The organism is Mycobacterium sp. SMC-17, assembly GCF_045310915.1.
GTDB lineage: Bacteria > Actinomycetota > Actinomycetes > Mycobacteriales > Mycobacteriaceae > Mycobacterium.
Genome location: NZ_JBJIAK010000004.1, coordinates 146,804 through 169,164 on the forward strand (window position 1 = coordinate 146,804; position 22,361 = coordinate 169,164).

The 22,361-nt window shown below is 69.9% G+C and carries 17 protein-coding genes and 1 riboswitch; of the genes, 10 read left to right on the forward strand and 7 right to left on the reverse strand.

The genetic code is table 11. From position 1 onward, the window contains the following. Positions 1–12 precede the first annotated feature (12 nt). The 10 genes from ACJH7A_RS04555 to ACJH7A_RS04600 all read left to right on the forward strand — a co-directional run bounded on the left by ACJH7A_RS04555 (position 13) and on the right by ACJH7A_RS04600 (position 14,907). Positions 13–969: a M56 family metallopeptidase gene (locus ACJH7A_RS04555; RefSeq protein WP_406801476.1), complete on the forward strand. Its 957-nt coding sequence runs from the start codon at positions 13–15 to the stop codon at positions 967–969. Positions 970–1,040: 71 nt separating this feature from the next. Further along, positions 1,041–2,540: an NADP-dependent phosphogluconate dehydrogenase gene (gene gndA, locus ACJH7A_RS04560; RefSeq protein WP_371824547.1), complete on the forward strand. Its 1,500-nt coding sequence runs from the start codon at positions 1,041–1,043 to the stop codon at positions 2,538–2,540. Positions 2,541–2,632: 92 nt separating this feature from the next. Beyond that, a complete protein-coding gene (locus ACJH7A_RS04565; RefSeq protein ID WP_212814401.1) occupies positions 2,633–4,081 on the forward strand; it encodes a GuaB1 family IMP dehydrogenase-related protein in 1,449 nt (482 codons plus the stop codon). Between the two features lie 256 nt (positions 4,082–4,337). Next, positions 4,338–5,699, forward strand: coding sequence for a hemolysin family protein (locus ACJH7A_RS04570; protein WP_212814399.1), 1,362 nt, complete (start codon positions 4,338–4,340; stop codon positions 5,697–5,699). Beyond that, a complete protein-coding gene (locus tag ACJH7A_RS04575) occupies positions 5,692–6,741 on the forward strand; it encodes a hemolysin family protein (RefSeq protein ID WP_212814396.1) in 1,050 nt (349 codons plus the stop codon). The genes ACJH7A_RS04570 and ACJH7A_RS04575 overlap by 8 nt, the downstream gene beginning before the upstream one ends. Beyond that, positions 6,734–7,636 (forward strand): 3-methyladenine DNA glycosylase, encoded by a 903-nt coding sequence (locus ACJH7A_RS04580; protein ID WP_244872887.1) that lies wholly within the window; start codon positions 6,734–6,736, stop codon positions 7,634–7,636. The genes ACJH7A_RS04575 and ACJH7A_RS04580 overlap by 8 nt, the downstream gene beginning before the upstream one ends. Then, positions 7,633–9,000, forward strand: a complete 1,368-nt coding sequence (locus ACJH7A_RS04585; protein ID WP_133427530.1) for a lipase family protein — start codon at positions 7,633–7,635, stop codon at positions 8,998–9,000. The genes ACJH7A_RS04580 and ACJH7A_RS04585 overlap by 4 nt, the downstream gene beginning before the upstream one ends. Continuing rightward, on the forward strand, positions 8,997–10,352 hold the full coding sequence (locus ACJH7A_RS04590; protein WP_212814391.1) for an alpha/beta hydrolase family protein: 1,356 nt from the start codon (positions 8,997–8,999) through the stop codon (positions 10,350–10,352). The genes ACJH7A_RS04585 and ACJH7A_RS04590 overlap by 4 nt, the downstream gene beginning before the upstream one ends. Positions 10,353–10,453: 101 nt before the next feature. Next, positions 10,454–12,700, forward strand: a complete 2,247-nt coding sequence (locus ACJH7A_RS04595) for a malate synthase G (protein ID WP_406801477.1) — start codon at positions 10,454–10,456, stop codon at positions 12,698–12,700. A 98-nt stretch (positions 12,701–12,798) separates the two neighbouring features. After that, positions 12,799–14,907, forward strand: coding sequence for a substrate-binding domain-containing protein (locus tag ACJH7A_RS04600; RefSeq protein WP_212814389.1), 2,109 nt, complete (start codon positions 12,799–12,801; stop codon positions 14,905–14,907). 111 nt (positions 14,908–15,018) lie between these two features. Here ACJH7A_RS04600 and gcvP read toward each other — a convergent pair whose 3' ends face one another. From gcvP to ACJH7A_RS04635, 7 genes are all read right to left on the reverse strand, one after another. Next, positions 15,019–17,889, reverse strand: a complete 2,871-nt coding sequence (gcvP, locus tag ACJH7A_RS04605) for an aminomethyl-transferring glycine dehydrogenase (protein WP_212814387.1) — start codon at positions 17,887–17,889, stop codon at positions 15,019–15,021. A gap of 161 nt (positions 17,890–18,050) precedes the next feature. Next, a riboswitch (glycine riboswitch) is annotated at positions 18,051–18,148 on the reverse strand. 106 nt (positions 18,149–18,254) lie between these two features. Beyond that, positions 18,255–18,881 carry a MerR family transcriptional regulator gene (locus ACJH7A_RS04610; RefSeq protein ID WP_020100160.1) on the reverse strand — a complete coding sequence of 209 codons (627 nt, stop codon included), beginning with the start codon at positions 18,879–18,881 and terminating at the stop codon, positions 18,255–18,257. Positions 18,882–19,124: 243 nt separating this feature from the next. Beyond that, the gene (locus ACJH7A_RS04615; RefSeq protein WP_020100159.1) at positions 19,125–19,619 is read right to left on the reverse strand and encodes a bifunctional nuclease family protein; all 495 of its coding nucleotides are present in this window, start codon (positions 19,617–19,619) and stop codon (positions 19,125–19,127) included. Positions 19,620–19,671: 52 nt separating this feature from the next. Then, positions 19,672–20,406 (reverse strand): MerR family transcriptional regulator, encoded by a 735-nt coding sequence (locus tag ACJH7A_RS04620; RefSeq protein ID WP_212814385.1) that lies wholly within the window; start codon positions 20,404–20,406, stop codon positions 19,672–19,674. A gap of 15 nt (positions 20,407–20,421) precedes the next feature. Further along, positions 20,422–20,898, reverse strand: coding sequence for a glycogen accumulation regulator GarA (garA, locus tag ACJH7A_RS04625; protein ID WP_020100157.1), 477 nt, complete (start codon positions 20,896–20,898; stop codon positions 20,422–20,424). A 201-nt stretch (positions 20,899–21,099) separates the two neighbouring features. Then, entirely contained in the window at positions 21,100–21,495 is a 396-nt protein-coding gene (gene gcvH, locus ACJH7A_RS04630; RefSeq protein ID WP_212814383.1) for a glycine cleavage system protein GcvH, read from the reverse strand. A 72-nt stretch (positions 21,496–21,567) separates the two neighbouring features. After that, positions 21,568–22,356 (reverse strand): DUF881 domain-containing protein, encoded by a 789-nt coding sequence (locus ACJH7A_RS04635; protein WP_212814381.1) that lies wholly within the window; start codon positions 22,354–22,356, stop codon positions 21,568–21,570. Positions 22,357–22,361 lie beyond the last annotated feature (5 nt).

The window sequence follows — 22,361 nt, forward strand, 5'->3', positions numbered from 1 at the left end:
GACACTAAGCGCGTGTCCGCCCTGGCCTTCACCATCGTCGCGCTACTGCTGGTCGGGCCGGTACCCGCCCTGCTGGCGCGCGCATCGTGGCCACAGCGGGCCCCCCGGGCCGCGATCGTGCTGTGGCAGTCCGTCGCCATCGCCGCCGTGCTCTCCGCCTTCAGCGCCGGTATCGCCGTCGCCAGCAGGCTTTTCGCGCCTGGCCCGGACGGTCGTCCCACAACCACCGCGACCAGCGAGATCAGCGTCATGGGCTGGCCGTTGTGGATCACCCATGTCGCGGTCTTCGCCCTGACCCTCGTCGTCAGCGCCCGGCTGGCCATCGCCTTCGTCCAGGTCGCCATCGCGACGCGGCGCCGACGTGCCCACCACCGGATGATCGTCGACCTGCTCGACTGTTCGCGGGACACCGCCCCCGCACCCCAGGCCCGTCACCTCATCGGGCACGGCCTGCGCATCCTCGATGTCCAGCAGCCCCTCGCCTACTGTCTGCCCGGCGTCCGCAGCCGCGTCGTCCTCAGCGAAGGTGCGCTCAAGCACCTCGACGACAGTGAGATCGCCGCCATCCTCAGCCACGAACACGCCCACCTGCGCGCCCGGCACGACCTCGTGCTCGAGATGTTCATCGCCGTGCACGCCGCCTTCCCCCGCTTCGTCCGGAGCGCCAGCGCCCTCGACGCGGTCCGGTTCCTGATCGAACTGCTCGCCGACGACGCCGCCGTCCGCGCCACCGGCCCCACGCCACTGGCCCGCGCCCTGGTGGCCTGCGCGTCGGGCCGGGCACCCAAGGACGCCCTCGCCGCGGGCGGGCCGACGACCGTCCTGCGGGTGCAGCGCCTGGCCGGCGAACCCAACAGCTCCTGGGTCGCCGCGGGCGCCTACCTGGCGGCCGCCTCCGTCCTGGTCGTACCGACCGTCGCGGTGGCTGTGCCCTGGCTCACTGAATTGCACCGGTTGTTCTTCTCGTAGACTTTGCGACTGGCAGCATCTCCCTTCCGTGGCGGATGACGCCGCACCGGCCCAGGCCGGTCCGAAATGCTATGCGCCACAACCAAACAACGAAAGGGCCAGCCGTGAGCTCGTCGGGAAACCCGGAATCAACCACCGCTACCGCCCAGATCGGGGTCACCGGCCTGGCGGTCATGGGCTCCAATCTCGCCCGTAACTTCGCCCGCCACGGCTACACCGTCGCGCTGCACAACCGCTCCGTCGCCAAGACCGACGCGCTGCTGGCCGAGCACGGCTCGGAGGGCAAGTTCGTCCGCAGCGAGACCATCGCCGAGTTCCTGGACGCGCTGGAGAAGCCGCGCCGCGTGATCATCATGGTCAAGGCCGGCGATCCGACGGACGCCGTGATCAACGAACTCGCCGACGCCATGGAGCCCGGCGACATCATCATCGACGGTGGCAACGCGCTGTACACCGACACCATCCGCCGCGAGAAGGCGATCCGCGAGCGCGGCTTGCACTTCGTCGGTGCCGGCATCTCCGGTGGCGAAGAGGGCGCGCTCAACGGCCCGTCGATCATGCCGGGCGGGCCCGCCGAGTCGTACGTCTCGCTCGGGCCGCTGCTCGAAGAGATCTCCGCGCACGTCGACGGCGTGCCGTGCTGCACGCACATCGGGCCCGACGGCGCCGGCCACTTCGTCAAGATGGTGCACAACGGCATCGAGTACTCCGACATGCAGCTCATCGGTGAGGCCTACCAGCTGCTGCGCGACGGCCTCGGCATGGCAGCCGGCGAGATCGCCGACGTGTTCGCCGAATGGAACAAGGGCGACCTGGACAGCTACCTCATCGAGATCACCGCCGAGGTGCTCAAGCAGGTCGACGCCAAGACCGGCAAGCCGCTGGTCGACGTCATCGTCGACGAGGCCGAGCAGAAGGGCACCGGCCGCTGGACCGTCAAGTCCGCGCTCGACCTCGGCATCCCGATCACCGGTATCGCCGAAGCCGTTTTCGCCCGCGCCCTGTCGGGCTCGGTGCCGCAGCGCCGCGCGACGGTCGGCCTGGCCTCGGGCCACCTCGGCGAAAAGCCCAGCGACGCCACGAAATTCATCGAGGACGTGCGGCAGGCGCTGTACGCCTCCAAGATCGTCGCGTACGCGCAGGGCTTCAACCAGATCGAGGCCGGCAGCGCCGAATACGGCTGGAACGTCAAGCCCGGCGACCTGGCCACCATCTGGCGCGGCGGCTGCATCATCCGCGCCAAGTTCCTGAACCGGATCAAGGAGGCGTTCGACGCCGAACCGGAACTCGCCACCCTGCTGGCCGCGCCGTACTTCCGCAGCGCGGTCGAGTCGGGCATCGACAGCTGGCGCCGCGTCGTCGTGACCGCCACCGAGCTGGGCATCCCGGTCCCGGGCTTCGCGTCGTCGCTGTCGTACTACGACGCGCTGCGCACCGAACGGCTGCCCGCCGCGCTGACGCAGGGCCTGCGCGACTTCTTCGGCGCCCACACCTACGGCCGCACCGACGCCCCGGAGGGCAAGAAGTTCCACACCCTGTGGAGCGGCGACCGCACCGAGGTCGAAGCCTAGGTTTCCCGTCACGCGAACTGCCCCTCTGCACCGGCAGCGGGGCAGTTCTGCGTCCACTCGGCATTGTCGGGCGAGCCAACTAGGCTGACGGTGTGCAGTTTCTCGAGTATGAATCGGCTGGCCACCGGCCCCCGTACGACCTGACCTACAACGACGTCTTCGTGGTACCGGGGCGCTCCGAACTGACGTCCCGCTTCGACGTCGACCTGGCCACCACCGACGGCACGGGCACCACCATCCCGATCGTCGTCGCCAACATGACCGCTGTCGCCGGCCGCCGCATGGCCGAGACCGTGGCCCGCCGCGGCGGCATCGTGGTGCTGCCGCAGGACCTGCCCATCGATGCCGTGCGGGGCACCGTCGACTTCGTCAAGAGCCGCGACCTGGTGGTCGACACCCCGGTCGTGCTCGCGCCCGACGACTCGGTCTCGGACGCGCTGGCCCTGATCCACAAGCGCGCGCACGGCGCCGCGGTCGTCGTCGACGACGGCCGCCCGCTGGGCCTGGTCACCGAGGCCGGCTGCGCCGGGGTGGACCGCTTCGCGCGCGTCCGCGACGTGGCCACCACCGACTTCGTGTCAGCGCCCGCGGGCACCGAGCCGCGCAAGGTGTTCGACCTGCTGGAGCACTCCCCGACCGGCGTGGCAGTCCTGACCAATGCCGACGGCTCGCTGGCCGGCGTGCTGACGCGCACCGGTGCCATCCGCGCCGGCATCTACACCCCCGCCGTCGACGCGCAGGGCCGGCTCCGCATCGCGGCCGCCGTCGGCATCAACGGTGACGTCGCCGCCAAGGCCCGGGCCCTGGCCGAGGCCGGTGTCGACGTCCTGGTGGTCGACACCGCGCACGGGCACCAGTCCAAGATGCTCGACGCGCTGTCCGCCGTGGCCGCGCTCGACCTCGGGCTGCCGCTGGCCGCCGGCAACGTGGTGTCGGGCGCCGGCACGCGCGACCTGATCAACGCGGGCGCGTCCATCGTCAAGGTGGGCGTCGGCCCGGGCGCCATGTGCACCACGCGGATGATGACCGGGGTGGGCCGCCCGCAGTTCTCCGCGGTCGTCGAATGTGCCGCGGCGGCAAAGGAACTCGGCGGCCACGTCTGGGCCGACGGCGGCGTCCGGCACCCGCGCGACGTGGCACTGGCCCTGGCGGCGGGCGCCTCGAACGTGATGATCGGGTCGTGGTTCGCCGGCACGTACGAGTCACCGGGCGACCTGCTGATGGACCGCGAGGGCCGCGTCTACAAGGAGAGCTTCGGCATGGCCTCCAAGCGCGCGGTCGCGGCCCGCACGGCCAGCGATGGCGCGTTCGACAGGGCCCGCAAGGCCCTGTTCGAGGAAGGCATCTCGTCGTCGAAGATGGCGCTGGACCCGGTGCGCGGCGGCGTCGAGGACCTGCTCGACCACATCACGTCCGGCGTCCGCAGCACCTGCACGTACGTCGGCGCGGCAAACCTCGCCGAGCTGCACGAGAAGGTGGTGCTCGGGGTGCAGTCGGCCGCCGGATTCGCCGAAGGACACCCGCTGCCGACGGGTTGGTGAGCAGGTCCGCAAGGGCCGACCAGCTACCATTGCCGTACGGCCGCCGCACGCAGCAGGCGTCGGACGGCTGTCGATATCGATTCAGCGAAAGGGAGCACGTGCCGCAGGCACCTGTTGGGGCGTCGACCGTCCCGAGCCAGGCGGGAGCGTGCCAGGCCGATCACGCGCTCCCCGAGTCGAGCGCCGAGTCCATCGACTCCGAACCTCCCAGTAGCCGGCCGGGCCGTCAGCCCGGCGCCCCGAGCGGTGGTGCACGGTGACCACCGCGCTGACCATCGCGAGCCTGGCCGCGTTCATCCTGCTCACCCTCGGGACGGCAGTCTTCGTGGCGGCCGAGTTCTCCCTGACGGCGCTGGAACGCAGCACCGTCGAGGCCAACGCCCGTGACGGGGGCCGCCGCGACCGCATCATCCGCACCGCGCACCGCAACCTGTCCTTCCAGCTGTCGGGCGCCCAGATCGGCATCTCGATCACCACGCTGATCACCGGTTACCTCGCCGAGCCCGTCGTGGCGCGGCTGCTGCACGGCCCGCTGCACGCCGTCGGCCTGCCCGAGCGGTTCACCGACCCGGTGGCCCTGACGCTGGCGCTGCTGATCGCCACGTCGGTGTCGATGGTGTTCGGCGAGCTGGTGCCCAAGAACCTCGCCGTCGCCCGGCCGGTGCCCACCGCGCGCGCCACCGTGCCGTGGCAGTGGTTCTTCTCCCTGTTGTTCTCCCCCGCCATCAAGCTGACCAACGGCACCGCCAACTGGGTGCTGCGCCGGCTCGGGGTCGAGCCCGCCGACGAGCTCCGCTCGGCGCGGTCCGCGCAGGAGCTGCTGGCGCTGGTGCGCAACTCCGCCGAGAGCGGCTCGCTGGACCCGCAGACGGCCGAATTGATCGACCGCTCACTGCAATTCGGCGGCCGCACCGCCGAGGAACTGATGACGCCGCGGTCCATGATCGAGTCGCTGGAGGTCACCGACACCGTCGCCGACCTCATCGAGACGGCCATCCGCACCGGGTTCTCGCGCTTCCCCATCGTCGCCGGCGACCTCGACGAGACCGTCGGCATCGTGCACGTCAAACAGGTCTTCGCGATACCCGTCGAGCTGCGCGCCGGCACCCGGCTGGCGCAGCTGGCGCGGCCCGTCCCGACGGTGCCGTCGACCCTCGACGGTGACGCGGTGATGACCCAGATCCGGGCCAACGGCGTCCAGACCGCCCTCGTGGTCGACGAATACGGCGGCACCGCCGGCATGGTCACCGTCGAGGACCTCATCGAGGAGATCGTCGGCGACGTCCGCGACGAACACGACGACGCCACCCCCGACGTCGTCGAGGTGCGCGACGGCTGGCTGGTGTCGGGTCTGATGCGCATCGACGAGGTGGACACCGAGACCCCGTTCCGCGCGCCCGAAGGCGATTACGAGACCATCGGTGGCCTGGTGCTCAAGGAGCTCGGCCACATCCCGGACGTCGGCGACACCGTCGTCCTGACCGAATTCGACCCGGACAATCCCGAACTGGACCCCGTGCGCTGGAAGGCCACGGTGATCCGGATGGACGGCCGGCGCATCGACCAGCTGGAGCTCACCCAGCTGGACCCGACCGAGTCGGGAGCCGACCATGAATGACGTCCTCGGCATCCTGCTGACCATGGTGCTGCTGGGCGCCAACGCGTTCTTCGTCGGGTCTGAGTTCGCGCTCATCTCGGCGCGGCGCGACCGGCTGCAGGCACTGGCCGAACAGGGCAAGCGCAGCGCCGTCACCGTGCTGCGGGCCGGTGAGCGGCTGTCGATGATGCTCGCCGGTGCCCAGCTCGGCATCACGATCTGCTCGATCCTGCTGGGCCGCGTCGGCGAACCGGCCGTCGCGCACCTGCTCGAGGAGCCCTTCGACGCGGTCGGCGTGCCCGATACGGTGCTGCACACCGTGTCCTTCGGCGTCTCCCTGGCGATCGTGGTGACGGTGCACGTGCTGCTGGGCGAGATGGTGCCCAAGAACATCGCCATCGCCGGGCCAGAGAAGGCCGCGATGCTGCTGATCCCGCCGTACCTGGTCTACATGAGCGTCGCCCGGCCGTTCGTCATCTTCTACAACTGGTGCGCCAACAGCACGCTGCGGCTGCTCGGCGTCGAGCCCAAGGACGAGCTGGACGTCACGGTCTCGTCGGTCGAACTGTCCGAGATGCTGACCGAATCACTGTCGGAGGGGCTGCTCGACGCCGAGGAACACGTCCGCCTCAAGCGCGCGCTGGACATCCGGACCCGGACGGTCAAGGACGTCGCGATACCGCTGCAGGACATCCGCGCGGTGCCGATCGCCGCGCCCGGGACCGGTCCCACGGTGGGCGCGGTGGCCCAGGCGCTGCGCGAGACGGGCTACTCCCGGTTCCCGGTCACCGACGGGCACAGCGCCTACCTCGGCTACCTGCACATCAAGGACGTGCTGCCGTGCATGGACGACAACGACGCGGTCCTGGACCGGTCCATGGTGCGCCCGCTGCCCATGGTCGCCTCGACGCTGCCGGTCGCCGACGCGCTGTCGTGGCTGCGCCGCAACAACAGTCACCTGTCCCTGGTGACCACCGACGGCTACGTCACCGCGATGGTGGCGCTGGAAGACCTGGTCGAGGACCTCGTCGGCGTGGTGCGTGACGGTACCCACCGTGTCTGAGACGGTGTGCGCGCCGCCGCGGGTCCTGGCCGAGGACGACTGGGCGGCGCGGGAACAGCGCTACCTGGACCGCGTCGACGCCTTCCTGGCGCCGCATGAACGGCGGATGCGGGCGGGCGAGCCGCACCCGGTGTGGGACTTCCTGTTCACGTACTACAGCCTCAAGCCCCGCCAGCTACGGCGCTGGCATCCGGGATACGGCCGGGCGCTGAGTGGTCCCGGCGCGCTGCGGTTCACCGACCGGGCCGGGTACGGCCGGTGCGGTGACGCCGTGACGGTGACGCCCGAGTACCTCGCCGGCCGCCGCGAGACCGTCGCCTTCGTCGCCGACCTGTTGGCTGCGACGGCGGCCCGCCCGGCGCGGCTGAACTGTTTCGGCCTGCACGAATGGGCCATGGTGTACCGCGCGCCCGAGGTGCGGCACGCCCAGGTGCCGCTGCGGCTGAGCGCGTCGGACACCGATGCCGTGGTCGAGTCGATGCCGCTGCGGTGCACGCATTTCGACGCCTTCCGGTTCTTCACCGAGGCGGCCGTACCGCGTAACGGCGAAGCCCTCACCCGACACGCCCAAGCGGCCACCGAGCAGCCGGGGTGCGTGCACGCAAATATGGACTTGTACAAATGGAGTTACAAGCTCGGACCTTTGCTGGAGTCGAATCTGTTGATGGATTGCCTTGACCTCGCGGCGGACGCACGCGTCCTCGACATGCAGGCCAGCCCGTACGACCTGAGCGACTACGGCATCGAGCCGATCGCCATCGAGGACCCGTCGGGCCGCGCCGAGTATGTGCGCCGCCAGCAGGACATCGCCAATCTCGCTGTGCCGCTGCGGGACTCGCTGCTGTCCGAGTGCCGGGCCTTGCTCGCGTACGACACCGACGGCGGCATGCTGTGACGGCCCGGACGGCGCTGCGCATCGCGGCGGCTGCCCTCGCCGCCGTGCTGACCGTCGCCGGCTGCTCCGACGATGCGCCGGGCCGCAGCCCGCAGCGCAGTGGTCAGGTGTTGCCGGGCGACTACAGCGGCGCCGGCCCCGGCACGCTCGTCGCCGCGCAGCCGCTGACGACCGTCGACCCCGAACTGGCCGGGCTGACCGCGATCTCCGCGCGCATCACCTACGTCTCGACTTCGGGCATCAACGACAGCCATCCCAAGGTGACGGGCTCGGTGTTCCTGCCGAAGGGCAACCCGCCCGAGGGCGGCTGGCGCATCATCGCCCTGGCCAACCCGGGCAGCGGCATCAAGTCCGACTGCGCGCCGTCGTCGTCGCCGAGCCTGCTGGGTCTGCTCCCGACCGTGCGACTCATGGTCGGCGCCGGCTATCTCGTGGCGATCACCGACTATCAGGGCATCGGGCTCGACGAGACCTATCACCCGTACCTGGACTCCACGACCGAGGGCTTCAACCTGATCGACCTGGCGCGGGCGACGCGCAAGCTGGTCTCCGCCGCCTCCACCAATTGGGTCGCCGTGGGCACCGGGCAGGGCGGTCAGGCCGCGTGGGCGGCCGCCGAGCTGGCCACCGACTACGGCGGCGGGCTCCGTCCACAGGGCGCCGTCGCGCTGGCCCCGACCGCGGCGCTCGAGTGGCTGGCCGACGCCTCGGCCGAGGGGAACCTGAACCGCGACCAGCAGCTGATGCTGCAGCAGTACCTCGCGGTCATGCCGCAGGCCTACCCCGGATTCCCCATCGAGGACTACCGCCGCGGCGCCGCCCGCGACCACTGGGACACGTTGTCGGCGTGCCGCGGCCCGGCGGTCGCCGACCGCACCGGCGTGCTGGATTCGCTGGGTCCGCACGACCTCGGCCCGACCACACCGGCAGCCGCCGACGCGTTGCGCGGTTACCTGCGCAAGGCGACGCTGCCGCAGGCGCCGGCCGCCGCGCCGATGCTGATCACCCCCGGGCCGCCCGACGGCCTGGTGCCGCCCGAGCAGACCGCCGCCGCCGTCGAACGGGCCTGCGCCATGGGCGACGTCATCGACTACGTCCAACCCGACGAGGCCGACGCCCTCGGCTGGATCACCGACCGGTTCAACGGGGTGCCCGCACCCAACACGTGCCCCGGCGCCACCCCGACCTCCACCACACCGACGTCGACGGCCAGTTCGCACTCGGACGACTCCGACAGCGACCAGTCGGACTCGGGTGGCGACGAGGTGACCCCGACCGCCGAACAGACCGCGGCCGAGACCGAGGCGCCGCACCACCAGCAGCCCGCGGCCCCGCCGCCGGCGGACCCCGGGGATGCCGAATGAACATCGGCCTGCTCGACGGCTGGCTCCCGACCCTGATCCAAGTGGTGACGGTGCTGGCACTGGTCGTCGCCGTCGGGCGACGGTCGCCGCGCTGGCTGCGGCTGTGGCTGCCGGTGGCCATCGGGACCGGCGTCGTCCTGGCCCTGGCGTGCAGCTGGTTCATCTCCGATCAGGGCCTGGCGGGCGGGCCGGCCCCGACGTCCCTGTGGGTGTGGATCGTGCTGACCGGGGTGGCGCTCGTCGTGGCCATCGCGGGCTGGCCCGGCCTGCACTGGTGGCGGCGGGCGGTGGCCGTCGCCGTGGTGCCGCTGTGCGCGGTCTGCGCGGGTCTGGCGGTCAACACCTGGACCGGCTACCTGCCGACCGTCGAGGCCCTGTGGCAGCGCGCCACCGGCGCCGAGCTGCGCGGCGAGATCGATCTCGAGACCGCGCTGACCATGCGCCGCTCCGGCGAGCGCCCGGACCGCGGCGTCCTCGTCTCGGTGCAGATTCCGACGACGGCGTCGGGCTTCCGCGCCCGTCCGGAGCTCGTCTACCTGCCGCCCGCGTGGTTCGCGCACGACGCCCCACAGCTACCGGCGGTCGTGATGGTGGGCGGCGAGTTCGGCTGGCCCGCCGACTGGCCGACGGCCGGCGGCGCGCAGCGCACCGCCGACGATTTCGCGGCCGCCCACGGCGGCAACGCCCCCATCCTGGTGTTCGTCGACACCAGCGGGCAGTTCTCCAACGACACCGAATGCGTCAACGGGCCGCGCGGTATGGCCGCCGATCACCTCACCAAAGATGTTGTGCCATTTGTCACGTCGACGTTCTCGGCGAGTGCCGACCCGTCGCGGTGGGGCATCGTCGGCTGGTCGGCCGGCGGCACGTGCGCGGTGATGACGACCGTCATGCACCCCGAGCTGTTCCAGACGTTCGTCGACATGGACGGCCAGGTCGGCCCCAACGCCGGTTCCGAACCCCAGACCATCGCGCGGCTCTTCGGCGGTGACGCGGCGGCGTTCGCCCATTTCGATCCCGCGACCGTGGTGCGGAAGCACGGCCCGTACACCGGCGTCGCCGGCTGGTTCGCGGTGTCGGAGAACGGGCCGGTGGTGTACCAGCCGGCACAGGCCGGCACGCCGACGAACGTGCAACCGCCGGACAATCCGGAGAGCCACACCGCCGTCGCGACCTACATGTGTGCGTTAGTCAGCGCCGCCGGCATCGAGTGCTCGGTCGTCCCGCACGGCGGTGACCACACGTTCCCCAGCGCCGCAGAGGTGTTCACCGCGGCCCTGCCGTGGCTGGCCGGACGCCTGCACACGCCCGGCGTCCCGGCCATCGGTTTGCCCGGCTCGACACCGCAATAACGGTGTGACCCGGTTCTCATTGGCCGACGCACCGGTGAGCTGCGGTTACCCACGGGTAAAGTGGATGGTCGCCGTGTGGGCTGCTTAGGAGGAAGAAGAAAATGACTGATCGTGTGACGGTGGGAAATCTGCGGGTGGCCCGCGTACTGCACGACTTCATCACCAACGAGGCTCTGCCCGGCACCGGGGTCGATCCGGACAGCTTCTGGGCGGGGGTCGACAAGGTTGTCACCGACCTGACCCCGCAGAACCAGGACCTGCTGGCCCGCCGTGACGACCTCCAGGCGCAGATCGACAAGTGGCACCGCGCCCGCGTCATCGACCCCGTCGACACCGACGAGTTCAAGACCTCCTACCAGGAGTTCCTGTCCGAGATCGGCTACCTGCAGCCGGAACCGGCCGACTTCAGCATCACGACCTCGGGCGTCGACCCGGAGATCACCAGCACCGCGGGACCGCAGCTGGTGGTGCCGATCCTGAACGCCCGGTTCGCGCTCAACGCCGCCAACGCCCGCTGGGGTTCGCTGTACGACGCGCTGTATGGCACCGACGTCATCTCCGACGAGGGCGGCGCCGAGGCCGGCAAGGGTGGCTACAACAAGGTGCGCGGCGACAAGGTGATCGCCTACGCCCGCAACTTCCTGGACCAGGCCGTCCCGCTGGCGGCCGGCTCGTGGGCCGACGTCACCGGTCTGAAGATCGACGACGAGCACCAGCTGCAGGCCGAATTTGAAGACGACCTGGCTCAGGCAGCTGACTCCTCGCGCGAGCGCTCGTCGGTCGGCCTGGCGAACCCCGAAGAGTTCGTCGGCTACACCGGCCAGCTCGGGGATGCCTCGTGGTCGGTGCTGCTCAAGCACCACGGACTGCACATCGAGATCCTGGTCGACCCCACCTCGCCGGTCGGCTCGACCGACAAGGCCGGCATCAAGGACGTCGTGCTGGAGTCCGCGGTCACCACGATCATGGACTTCGAGGACTCGGTCGCGGCCGTCGACGCCGACGACAAGGTGCTCGGTTACCGCAACTGGCTGGGCCTGAACAAGGGCGACCTGTCCGAAGAGGTCAGCAAGGGCGGCAAGACCTTCACCCGCGTGCTCAACCCCGACCGCGTGTTCACCACGCCGGACGGCGAGGGTGAACTGACCCTGCCGGGCCGCAGCCTGCTGTTCGTCCGCAACGTCGGCCACCTGATGACCAACGACGCCATCATCGACGCCGAGGGCAACGAGATTCCCGAGGGCATCCAGGATGCGCTGTTCACCGGCCTGATCGCCATGCACGGCCTGAAGTCCACCGAGGAGAACGGCGAGCTGACCAACAGCCGCACCGGCTCGGTCTACATCGTGAAGCCCAAGATGCACGGGCCCGACGAGGTCGGCTTCACCTGCGAGCTGTTCAGCCGCGTCGAGGACGTCCTCGGCCTGCCCGAGGCCACCCTCAAGGTCGGCATCATGGACGAGGAGCGCCGGACGACGGTCAACCTCAAGGCCTGTATCAAGGCTGCCGCCGACCGCGTGGTGTTCATCAACACCGGCTTCCTGGACCGCACCGGCGACGAGATCCACACCTCGATGGAGGCCGGTCCGATGGTGCGCAAGGGCGCCATGAAGACCCAGACCTGGATCAAGGCCTACGAGGACGCCAACGTCGACACCGGCCTGGCGTGCGGCCTGGCCGGCCGCGCCCAGATCGGCAAGGGCATGTGGGCCATGACCGACCTGATGGCCGACATGGTCGAGCAGAAGATCGGTCAGCCCAAGGCCGGCGCCACCACCGCGTGGGTGCCCTCGCCCACCGGCGCGACGCTGCACGCCATGCACTACCACCAGGTCGACGTGTCCGAGGTCCAGAAGGAGCTGGCCGGCAAGAAGCGCACCACCCGCGCCGAACTGCTGACCATCCCGCTGGCCAAGGAACTGGCCTGGGCGCCCGAGGAGATCCACGAAGAGGTCGACAACAACTGCCAGTCGATCCTCGGCTACGTGGTGCGCTGGATCGACCAGGGCGTCGGCTGCTCGAAGGTGCCGGACATCCACAACATCGCCCTCATGGAGGACCGCGCCACGCTGCGCATCTCCAGCCAGCTGCTGGCCAACTGGCTGCGGCACGGCGTCATCACCGAGGACGACGTGAAGGCGAGCCTGCGCCGGATGGCCGCGGTGGTCGACGAGCAGAACGCCGGTGATCCCGCGTACCTGCCGATGGCCCCGGATCCGGAGGGCAGCATCGCCTTCCAGGCCGCGCAGGAGCTGATCCTCGAGGGTTGCAGCCAGCCCAACGGTTACACCGAGCCGATCCTGCATCGGCGCCGGCGGGAGTTCAAGGCCGCACACGCCGGTTCGTGAACGGTCAACTCCCCCATCATCGTTGATTAAAATTCGGCGGGCCCGCGTCACTCGACACGGGTCCGCCGATTGCACGCCGACACCAGGAGCAGACACCAATGGGTAGGCACAGAGCTCCCGACGACGACGAATCGAACGCCGACGAATCACGCGACGACGCGGTCTCCGACTACGACGCGCTGTCGCCCGACATCCCGGAAGCCGACGACACCGCGACCGGCGTGCTGGGATTCCGGGTGCCCGACGACTGGGCCGAGATGCACGGGATGCCTGCTGCCGAGAACCCGCGTGCTGCCACCCCACCCCCCGCCGCGCCGCCGTCCGACAACGGCGACCGGTACGAGACCGACGAACCCGACTACGGCGAGCCCGACTATTCGGACCAGCCCGACCTCACCGGCGCCGACAGCGTCACCCAGGCGTTCCCGTCCGTCCCGCGCCGGGCCTCGGTCCGGTCGCACGGCGGCGACTGGGAGGGCGGCGAATGGACCGGCAGCCACCGGGCCATTCAGACCAAGCGCCGCGGCGTCAGCGTCGGGGTCATCGCCGCGCTCGTGACCGTCGTGGTCGTCGTCGCCGCGGTGATCCTGTGGCGGTTCTTCGGCAGCGTGCTGTCCGACCGCAGCCGCGAGGCCTCGGCGCGGTGCGTGTCCGGCTCGGTCAGCGTGCCCGTGCTGGCCGACCCGTCGATCTCCGATGCGCTCAACTCGCTGGCCGGCAAGTACAGCCAGACCGCCGCGCCCATCGGCGACAAGTGCGTCAAGGTCGAGGTCAAGGCGACCGACCCGACCACCGTCGTCGACGGGGTGGTGAACAAGTGGCCGTCGAACCTGGGTCCGCGGCCCGCACTGTGGGTGCCGGCGAGCTCGGTGTCGGCGGCCCGGCTGGTGGCCGGCGCCGGCGAGCAGGCTGTCAGCGGTGAAGCCAAGTCGCTGGCGACCTCGCCCGTGCTGCTGGCTGTCAGGCCACAGCTCAAAGACGCTCTGGCCCAACAGAATTGGGGCACCTTGCCGGCACTGCAGACGAACCCGACGGCGCTGGACGGCTTGAGCCTGCCGGGCTGGGGTTCGCTGCGGCTGGCCGTGCCGACCGTCGACAACAGTGACGCGGCATATCTGGCGGCCGAAGCCGTCGCCTCGGCCGCGGCCAACGGCGGCCCGGTCAACGCCGGCGCCGGTGCCGTGCACCGGTTGACGGCCGCACAGCCGAAACTCGCGGACCCCAAGGCCTCGACGGCGCTGGATGCCCTCATCTCCGCGAGCGACCCGGCCACGGCGCCGGTGCACGCCGTCGTCACCACCGAACAGCAGCTCTACCAGCGGTCGCAACACACCGACAACGCCAAGGGCAAGCTGGCGGCCTGGCTGCCGCCCGGCGCACCGGCGGTCGCCGACTACCCCGCCGTGCTGCTCGGCGGCGAGGGCCTGTCGCACGAGGAGGTCACCGCGGCCAGCGAGTTCGAGCGCTTCCTGCGCAAGCCCGAACAGCTCGCCGAGCTGTCCAAGGCCGGCTTCCGCGTCAGCGGCGGCAATCCCCCGAAGAACGACGTGGTGAACCTCGGCTCCCTGCCCGACGCCCTCGCCGTCGGCGACACGGGCACGCGCGCCACGCTGGCGAACGCCGTCGGCGGCACCTCGAAGAGCGGCGCCGTGACGATCATGCTGGACCAATCGATGCCGACCAGCGATGGCGCCAAGACCCGCCTGGGCAACGTGACCACCGCGCTGATGGACCGGCTCAAGGCGATGTCGCCGAACAGCTCGGTGGGTCTGTGGACGTTCGACGGCGTCTCGGGGCGCAGCGAGATTCCGGTGGCGCCGCTGAGCGAGCAGGCGCATTCGACGCAGCTGATCTCGAACCTGAACAGCCAGAGCTCGTCGGGTGGCGGGCACGTCTCGTTCACGACGCTGCGCATGCTCTACGGCGATGCGATGTCGAAATATGTCGACGGCCAGGCGAATTCGATCCTGCTGATCACCTCGGGCCCGCACACCGACCAGTCGCTGGACGGCCAGGGCCTGCAGGACTACATCAAGTCGGCGTTCGATCCGGCCCGGCCGCTGGCGGTCAACGTCATCGACATCGGGTCCGACTCGGACGGTTCGACGTGGCAGGCCGTCGCGCAGCTCACCGGCGGCACGTTCACCAGCATGCCGACCTCGGCGGCGCCGGAGCTGGTCAACGCCGTCGCCGCGGCCCTGCCCTAACCCGGGTTTTTCTCACCACCCGCGAGCGGCCGTGTCTGCGCGCGACACGCCGCGACCTACATACAAAAACGTCCCGCTCAGCAGCGCTGAGCGGGACGTTTTTGCACGGACCTAGGCGAACGCCTCGATCGGCGGGCAAGAGCAGACCAGGTTGCGGTCGCCGAACGCGCCGTCGATACGGCGGACGGGCGGCCACACCTTCGGCCGGAAACCCTTGCCCAGCGGGTAGGCGGCATGCTCGCGGGTGTACGGGTGCTTCCACTCGTCGACCAGCAGGCACTCGGCGGTGTGCGGCGCGTTGTGCAGCGGGTTGTCGTCGGCCGGCCACTCACCGGAGCCGACCTGGTCGATCTCGGCCTTGATCGCGATCATCGCGGCGATGAAGGCGTCGACCTCGGTCAGGCTCTCGCTCTCGGTGGGCTCGACCATCAGCGTGCCGGCAACCGGGAAGCTCATGGTCGGCGCGTGGAAACCGTAGTCCGCCAAGCGCTTTGCCACGTCGTCGACGGTGACGCCGGTGGCCTTGGTGATGGCCCGCAGGTCCAGGATGCACTCGTGGGCGACCATGCCGTTCTCGCCGGTGTAGAGCACCGGGTAGTGCTCGTCGAGGCGCCGCGCGATGTAGTTGGCCGACGCGATCGCGGTCAGCGTCGCCGCGCGCAGCCCGGCCGCGCCCATCATCCGGATGTACGCCCAGGTGATCGGCAGGATCGACGCCGAGCCGTACGGCGCCGCCGACACGGTGTGGTCGTCGGCGAGCTCGGCGGCCAGCGGGTGCCCAGGCAGGTACGGCGCGAGGTGCGACCGGACCGCCACCGGGCCGACGCCCGGACCGCCACCACCGTGCGGGATGCAGAAGGTCTTGTGCAGGTTCAGGTGGCTGACGTCGCCACCGAACTTGCCCGGACGAGCGAGGCCCACGATGGCGTTGAGGTTGGCGCCGTCGACGTAGACCTGACCGCCGGCGTCGTGCACGGCGGCGCAGATGTCGGCGACGTCCTGCTCGTACACCCCGTGCGTCGACGGGTAGGTGATCATCAGCGCGGCCAGATCACTGGCGTGCTCGGCGACCTTGGCGCGCAGGTCGTCCAGGTCGACGTCACCGTTCTCGCGGCACGCCACGACGACGACCTTCATGCCGACCATGGCGGCCGACGCGGCGTTGGTGCCGTGCGCGCTGGACGGGATCAGGCAGATGTTGCGGCCGGCCTCGCCACGGGCCTCGTGGTAGGCGCGGATGGCGAGCAGACCGGCGTACTCGCCCTGCGACCCGGCGTTGGGCTGCAGCGACACCGAGTCATAGCCGGTGATGCTGACGAGCCACGCCTGGACGTCGGCGATCAGCTTGCGCAGACCCGGGGTGTCCGACGCCGGGGCGAACGGATGCTGCTGCGCGAACTCGGTCCAGGTGATGGGTTCCATCTCGGCGGCCGCGTTGAGCTTCATGGTGCACGAGCCCAGCGGGATCATGCTGCGGTCCAGCGCGATGTCCTTGTCGGCGAGCGAGCGCAGGTAGCGCATCATCTCGGTCTCGGTGCGGTACCGCGAGAACGCCGGGTGGGTGAGGAATTCCGAAGTGCGGGTGTGGATTTCGGGGCCGTCCCAGTGATGGCCGCCGCGCGTCGCACCGAAGGCGGCGAGCACCGCGTCGACGTGCTCGGCGGTCGTGGCCTCGTCGCAGGACACCGAGATGTGGTCGGCGTCGACGAGCCAGACGTTGATGCCGCGCTCCTTGGCGGCCGCCTGCACCTGCGCGGCCATGCCGGGAACCCGAGCCAGGACGGTGTCGAAGAATCCGGAGTGGACGACCTCGACGCCGGCCTCCTTCAGGCCCATGGCCACCGCGAGGGCGTGGCCGTGCACGCGGTGCGCGATCGCGGTCAGCCCGCGCGGCCCGTGGTAGCTGGCGTACATCGCGGCGATCACCGCGAGCAGCACCTGCGCGGTACAGATGTTGCTGGTGGCCCGGTCGCGGCGGATGTGCTGTTCGCGGGTCTGCAGGCTCAGCCGGTAGGCCTTGGCGCCGTCGGCGTCGACCGAGACGCCGACCAGACGCCCGGGCAGCTGCCGGGCGTGCTTGCCGTGCACGGCCAGGTAGCCGGCATGCGGGCCGCCGAAGCCCATCGGCACGCCGAAACGCTGCGTGGTGCCGAAGGCGACGTCGGCGCCGATCTCGCCGGGCGGGGTGACGAGCGTCAGCGCCAGCAGGTCCGCACCGATGGCGACCAGCGCACCGCGCTCGTGAGCCTGCGCGATCAGCGCGGACCAGTCGTTGACCGCGCCGCTGGCCCCCGGCACCTGGGCGATGACGCCGAAGAAGTCGCCTTCGGGCAGGCCGTCGCGCAGGTCGGCGGTGACGATCTCGATGTTCAGCGGTTCGGCGCGAGTGGCCAGCACGGCCGCGGTCTGCGGGTAGATGTCGGCGTCGACGGCCAGGCGGCGGCAGTCGCCCTTGACGGCGCGGTGCATCAGCGTCATGGCCTCGGCGGCGGCGGTGGCCTCGTCGAGCATCGAGGCGTTGGCGATCTCCATGCCGGTCAGGTCGGTGACCATGGTCTGGAAGTTGAGCAGGGCCTCCAGCCGGCCCTGGCTGATCTCCGGCTGGTACGGCGTGTAGGCCGTGTACCAGGCCGGGTTCTCGAGGATGTTGCGGCGCAGCACGGCCGGGGTCAGGGTGTCGAAGTAGCCCTGGCCGATCATCGACACCGCGACGGTGTTGGTCTCGGCGAGCGCCCGCAGCTCGGCCAGCGACTGCTCTTCGGAGGCCGGGGCCGGCAGTTCGTCGAGGCCGGGGGCCAGGCCGGCGCTGGACAGGGCATCGAGGATGCCCGCGGGCAGGGCCTTGGCGGCGAGCTCTTCGAGCGAGTCGACGCCGATGATCTCGAGCATGGTGGCCACCGCGCCGGCATCCGGACCGATGTGCCGGTCGACGAAGCGAAGCTGGTGGTGCTCGGCAGAGGAACGGGACGTGCTGTCGGTCATGACGGCCTCTCCAGACGTTCAGGCTCGGGGCAGGCTTGCCACGGAACCGCTAGGGGTTCCTCCCCCTCTGTCGTCGGTGCCTGAGAGATTCGGCCCGACGGCGTGGTCGGCCTTTCCCCATGGGCGGGCGAGTCGCAGCTCGCCGCTTTCCAGAGGCATCGGGCTCCGGCGCGGTCCGGGGGCCTGAGAGGTTGATGGAGAGGTATTGCTCCTTCGGCGTCCATGGCTGGCGGCCACAGAACTCTCCCGCGTCGGGACGATGCGCGCGCCAGTCTACCGGTCGGTCACCGATGGTCACGAATGGACAGCAAACGGCCCCTCTCCGTGGGGAGAGGGGCCGTTGCTCGTGCTTGGGTTGGCGGGACTCAGCCGATCTTGCGGTCGCGCTGCTTGCGACGCGAGGCGAGTTCGTCCTCGGGCGCGGCGATGGACTCGCCGCCGTCGGCACGCTCACCCGGGAAGTCGGCGATGGCGCCGGTCAGCTCACGCATGGCGCCCGAAACCGCGATGCCGAACACGCCCTGACCGCCCTGCAGCAGGTCGACGACCTCTTCGGCCGACGTGCACTCGTACACCGTGGTGCCGTCCGAGAACAGCGTGATGTTCGCCAGGTCATGTACGCCGCGCTGGCGCAGGTGGTCGACCGCGACGCGGATGTTGTGCAGCGAGATGCCGGTGTCCAGCAGCCGCTTGACGATCTTGAGGACCAGGATGTCCTTGAACGAGTACAGGCGCTGGCTGCCGGAGCCGGCGGCGCCGCGGATCGACGGCACGACCAGCGAGGTGCGGGCCCAGTAGTCCAGCTGACGGTAGGTGATGCCGGCGATCTGGCAGGCGCTCGGCCCGCGGTAGCCGACCAGTTCGTCGGGAACAGACTCGTCAGGGAACAGGCCTGCCTGCACCGGCACGGGAGCCGGTGTCGGGGCGGCCTGCTCAGGCGCGCCGTTGGTCGTCAGGTCCAACTGCTCTTGACGTGGCGTCTCGTCGCCCACTGCCTGATCCTCTCGCCGATCGAACTAACCTGCCTGGCGGCCACTGCTGCTCGGCGGGCATGTCCGCTGCTCGAATGTGTCGAGCATACGCTTCCCGCCGGGCCACTTCAGCCCGTCACCAGAACGAGGAAAGTATGTGGCGCGGATTCGGCGAATCCGCAAACGGCGCACCGAGTGTCGACACGCGCTGACCTAACTGAGATGCATCCGTAACAAGGGCCCTCCGGGACAGCGCACTCCGACCTAAGTCGCCTTGAAATCGTCCGGCGAAATGCTGTCGAGGAACTCCTTGAACTTCTCGACCTCGTCCTCGCGCACGGGGCCGGACGACTCCTCGTCACCCTCGTCCGGGATGAGCAGACCCGCCTCTGCGAGTACCGCTTCCTCGACGTAGATCGGTACGCCCACCCGCAGCGCGATGGCCACCGAGTCCGACGGCCGCGCCGACACCGTGATGTCGCGGTCGAACACCAGGTCGGCGTAGAAGGTGCCTTCCTGCAGGTCCACGATGCGCACCTCGCGCAGCGAATGACCAAGCGCGGCAATCAGATCCTTGATCAGGTCGTGCGTCAGGGGCCGAGCCGGCGAGACGCCCTGCTGCTCGAGCGCGATCGCGGCCGCTTCGGACTGCCCGATCCAGATCGGCAGGTAGCGGTCACCGTCGGATTCGCGCAGCAAGAGCACGGGTTGGTTCTGCGGCTGTTCCACCCGAATGCCGACCACACGAACCTCGCCCATCTGCGTCTGCCCTCCGCAATCCGTGTGCCATCAACGAATTCGAGTCTAGTCCTCAGCGATCGAGAACGTCGCGCACGGCAGACTTGATCAGAGACGTGTGCAGCGTGATGGCGAGCGCCGCGACCTCGCGGGCCAGTTCGTCGGCCCGGTCCCGGGCCCCGGCGTTGCCGGCTTTTCCGATGGGGCCGGCGATCTGGGCGATCAGGTCCGACTGCCGGTCGGCGGCGGACCGGAAGGCCCGCAGGTGCCGCGGTTCGACACCGTATTCGCCCAGCGCATGGGCGCATTGTGCGATGACCACGGCATGTTCGTCGAAGAACCCCGCCGGGCCGGGGATGATCACGCCGCTCTTGACCAGCGCGGCCAACAGCTCCGGCTTGATCCCGGAGCGCTGCAGCAGGTCCTCGCGGCTGAGCCGGACCTGGGCGGGTGCGACGTCAGCCGGGCCGCCGGCCTGGTCGCTGTCGGGATCCGGAACCAATTTCGGTACGCCGTAAGCGGATCCGTTCGACGGCAGCGCGCCGTCGGGCTGGGCGTCCAGCTGGGCCTTGATGACCTTGAGCGGCAGGTACTGGTCCCGCTGCGCGGACAGGATGAACCGCAGCCGCGCGCAGTCATAGGCCGTAAAACGACGGTAGCCCGACCCAGTGCGTTCGGGCGTGACCAGACCCTGTTCCTCCAGGAACCGGATCTTGGAGATGGTCACATCCGGGAAGTCTGGCCGGAGCAGGTCGAACACCGCTCCGATCGACATCCCGGCCACTGCACTGCGGTCGGGCTGCGTCATCGACTGACCGCCGGTCTAACCAGCCGAGCTGTCGTCGGTCTTGGGGCCGGTCAGGAACACCAGGCGGAACTTGCCGATCTGGACCTCGTCCCCGTTGGCCAGCACCGCCGAGTCGACGGGCTCGCGGTTGACGTAGGTGCCGTTGAGGCTGCCGACGTCGACCACCTGGAACTCACCGGACTCGAGCCGGAACTCGGCGTGGCGACGGCTCACCGTCACGTCGTCGAGGAAGATGTCGCTGTCGGGATGACGGCCTGCCGAGGTGCTCGGCTGATCCAGCAGGAATCGCGAGCCGGCATTCGGCCCGCGCTTGACCACCAGCAGGGCCGAGCCCACCGGCAGTCCTTCAACTCCGGAGACGGCACTGGTGCCGCTCGTCGAAGCCGGGGCGTCGAGCTCATTGAGGAAGTCCGCCCGGAAGACCGAAGTGGTCTCCACCGTTGCCTCCTCGGAGCCGAAATCGGTCCCCGAACCGCTGTCGTTATCCGTCACGCGCTGCTCCTCTACTGGCTGCTGTGGCGCTCTTTTGCACGACCAGCCGGCAGGTGCTGCCAGCAGTCATCGAATGTCGCATACGTCTCACTATTGACCGTACCGCGCGGCGCGGGCCAGTGTGCCCGCCACCACCGGATCCGCCGCGCCGACTTTGGTGTCGCCACGGCCGAACCGGACCGCAGCACCCTAACAAAAGGGTTACTCGTCCAGGGTCGCCCGGTAGCCGTCCGCGTCGAGCAGACCGGCGAGCTGGCCATCCAGTTCGGCCGCGTCGGCCTGCAGTTCGATGAGCCAGCCGCCGTCGTACGGATCGGAGTTGACCAGGTCGGGCGAGCCTTCCAGATCACCGTTGACCGCAACGATTTTCGCGGCGATCGGGGCGTACAGCTCCGACGTCGTCTTGGGCGATTCGACCTCACCGAACACGTCGCCGGCGGCCACGGTGGTACCGACCTCGGGCAGATCGACGTAGACGACGTCACCCAGCGCACCCTGCGCGAAATCGGTGATTCCGACCCGCACGGTGCCCTCGCCGGTGCGGCGCACCCATTCGTGCTCGGTGGTGTACAGCAGATCGGCTGGCGTTTCGCTCACGACGCTCCTTGCGAGTTCAGGTCAGTGTGTTTTCGGTCAGTAAGGATACGGCTCGACGATCAGGCCCGGCGTCTACTTGACGGGCTGAGCGTATTGGCGCGGTTTCGGTTGCCGCAGGGCACTCACGTCGATCGTGTCGGCCTGTTGCACGGACATTGTGCCGCCAACGCGTTTCACACTGTCCATCGCCCCGCCCGGGATGTTCATCGCGGCCGCGAGCGTCGGCGGATCCCCAATGGCGAGAATGGAATAGGGCGGGTTCATGGTCACGTTGTCGACCACCAGCGCGCCCGCGGTGCCGGTCACCCAGGTGTCGACGCCGACCCGCACCGCGGTCTGCTGGTCGCCGCGTCCCGACCGGATCTCCATGGCCTCGGCGCCGGCGGCGCGCAACTCGTTGATGACGTCGAGCAAGGTCTCGGGTGACACGCCGGGCGCGATGTCCTCGATGGTGATGGTGACGCCCGGGCCGGTCGCCGCGACCGTGCCGATCAGGATCGACAGGGCACGCAGCCGCGCCTGCGCGTTCTCGATGGCGGCCTGGTCGCTGTTGCCCGACGCCTGCAACGACGACAGCGTCTTCTGCAGGTCCGCCACCTCGGTGTTGAGGGACGCCTCGCGCTGTTGCAGTGAGTCGAGCAGCACCAGCAGGTCGGCAGGCCGCGCGGTGTCGAGCGCGTCACCCGATTCTGTCTGGCGCACCTGCGTCGCGATGGCCACCCCGAGCAGCACGCAGAGCAGTACGGCCAGCGCGCCGAACATCAACTGCGACCGGCTGCGCGGCAGCCGCGCCGGAACGCCGTCGGGCAGCTCGTGCCGGCCGTGGTGTTCTTCTTCCGCGTGCTGTTCGTCGTCAGCCATGGTGC

What these genes read in the sequence shown, in the direction of transcription:
- gndA (WP_371824547.1), top strand. Translation starts at nt 1,041, where the DNA reads ATGCGCCACAACCAAACAACGAAAGGGCCAGCCGTGAGCTCGTCGGGA.
- ACJH7A_RS04575 (WP_212814396.1), top strand. Translation starts at nt 5,692, where the DNA reads ATGAATGACGTCCTCGGCATCCTGCTGACCATGGTGCTGCTGGGCGCC.
- ACJH7A_RS04590 (WP_212814391.1), top strand. Translation starts at nt 8,997, where the DNA reads ATGAACATCGGCCTGCTCGACGGCTGGCTCCCGACCCTGATCCAAGTG.
- ACJH7A_RS04595 (WP_406801477.1), top strand. Translation starts at nt 10,454, where the DNA reads ATGACTGATCGTGTGACGGTGGGAAATCTGCGGGTGGCCCGCGTACTG.
- ACJH7A_RS04600 (WP_212814389.1), top strand. Translation starts at nt 12,799, where the DNA reads ATGGGTAGGCACAGAGCTCCCGACGACGACGAATCGAACGCCGACGAA.
- gcvP (WP_212814387.1), bottom strand. Translation starts at nt 17,889, where the DNA reads ATGACCGACAGCACGTCCCGTTCCTCTGCCGAGCACCACCAGCTTCGC.
- ACJH7A_RS04615 (WP_020100159.1), bottom strand. Translation starts at nt 19,619, where the DNA reads ATGGGCGAGGTTCGTGTGGTCGGCATTCGGGTGGAACAGCCGCAGAAC.
- ACJH7A_RS04620 (WP_212814385.1), bottom strand. Translation starts at nt 20,406, where the DNA reads ATGACGCAGCCCGACCGCAGTGCAGTGGCCGGGATGTCGATCGGAGCG.
- ACJH7A_RS04635 (WP_212814381.1), bottom strand. Translation starts at nt 22,356, where the DNA reads ATGGCTGACGACGAACAGCACGCGGAAGAAGAACACCACGGCCGGCAC.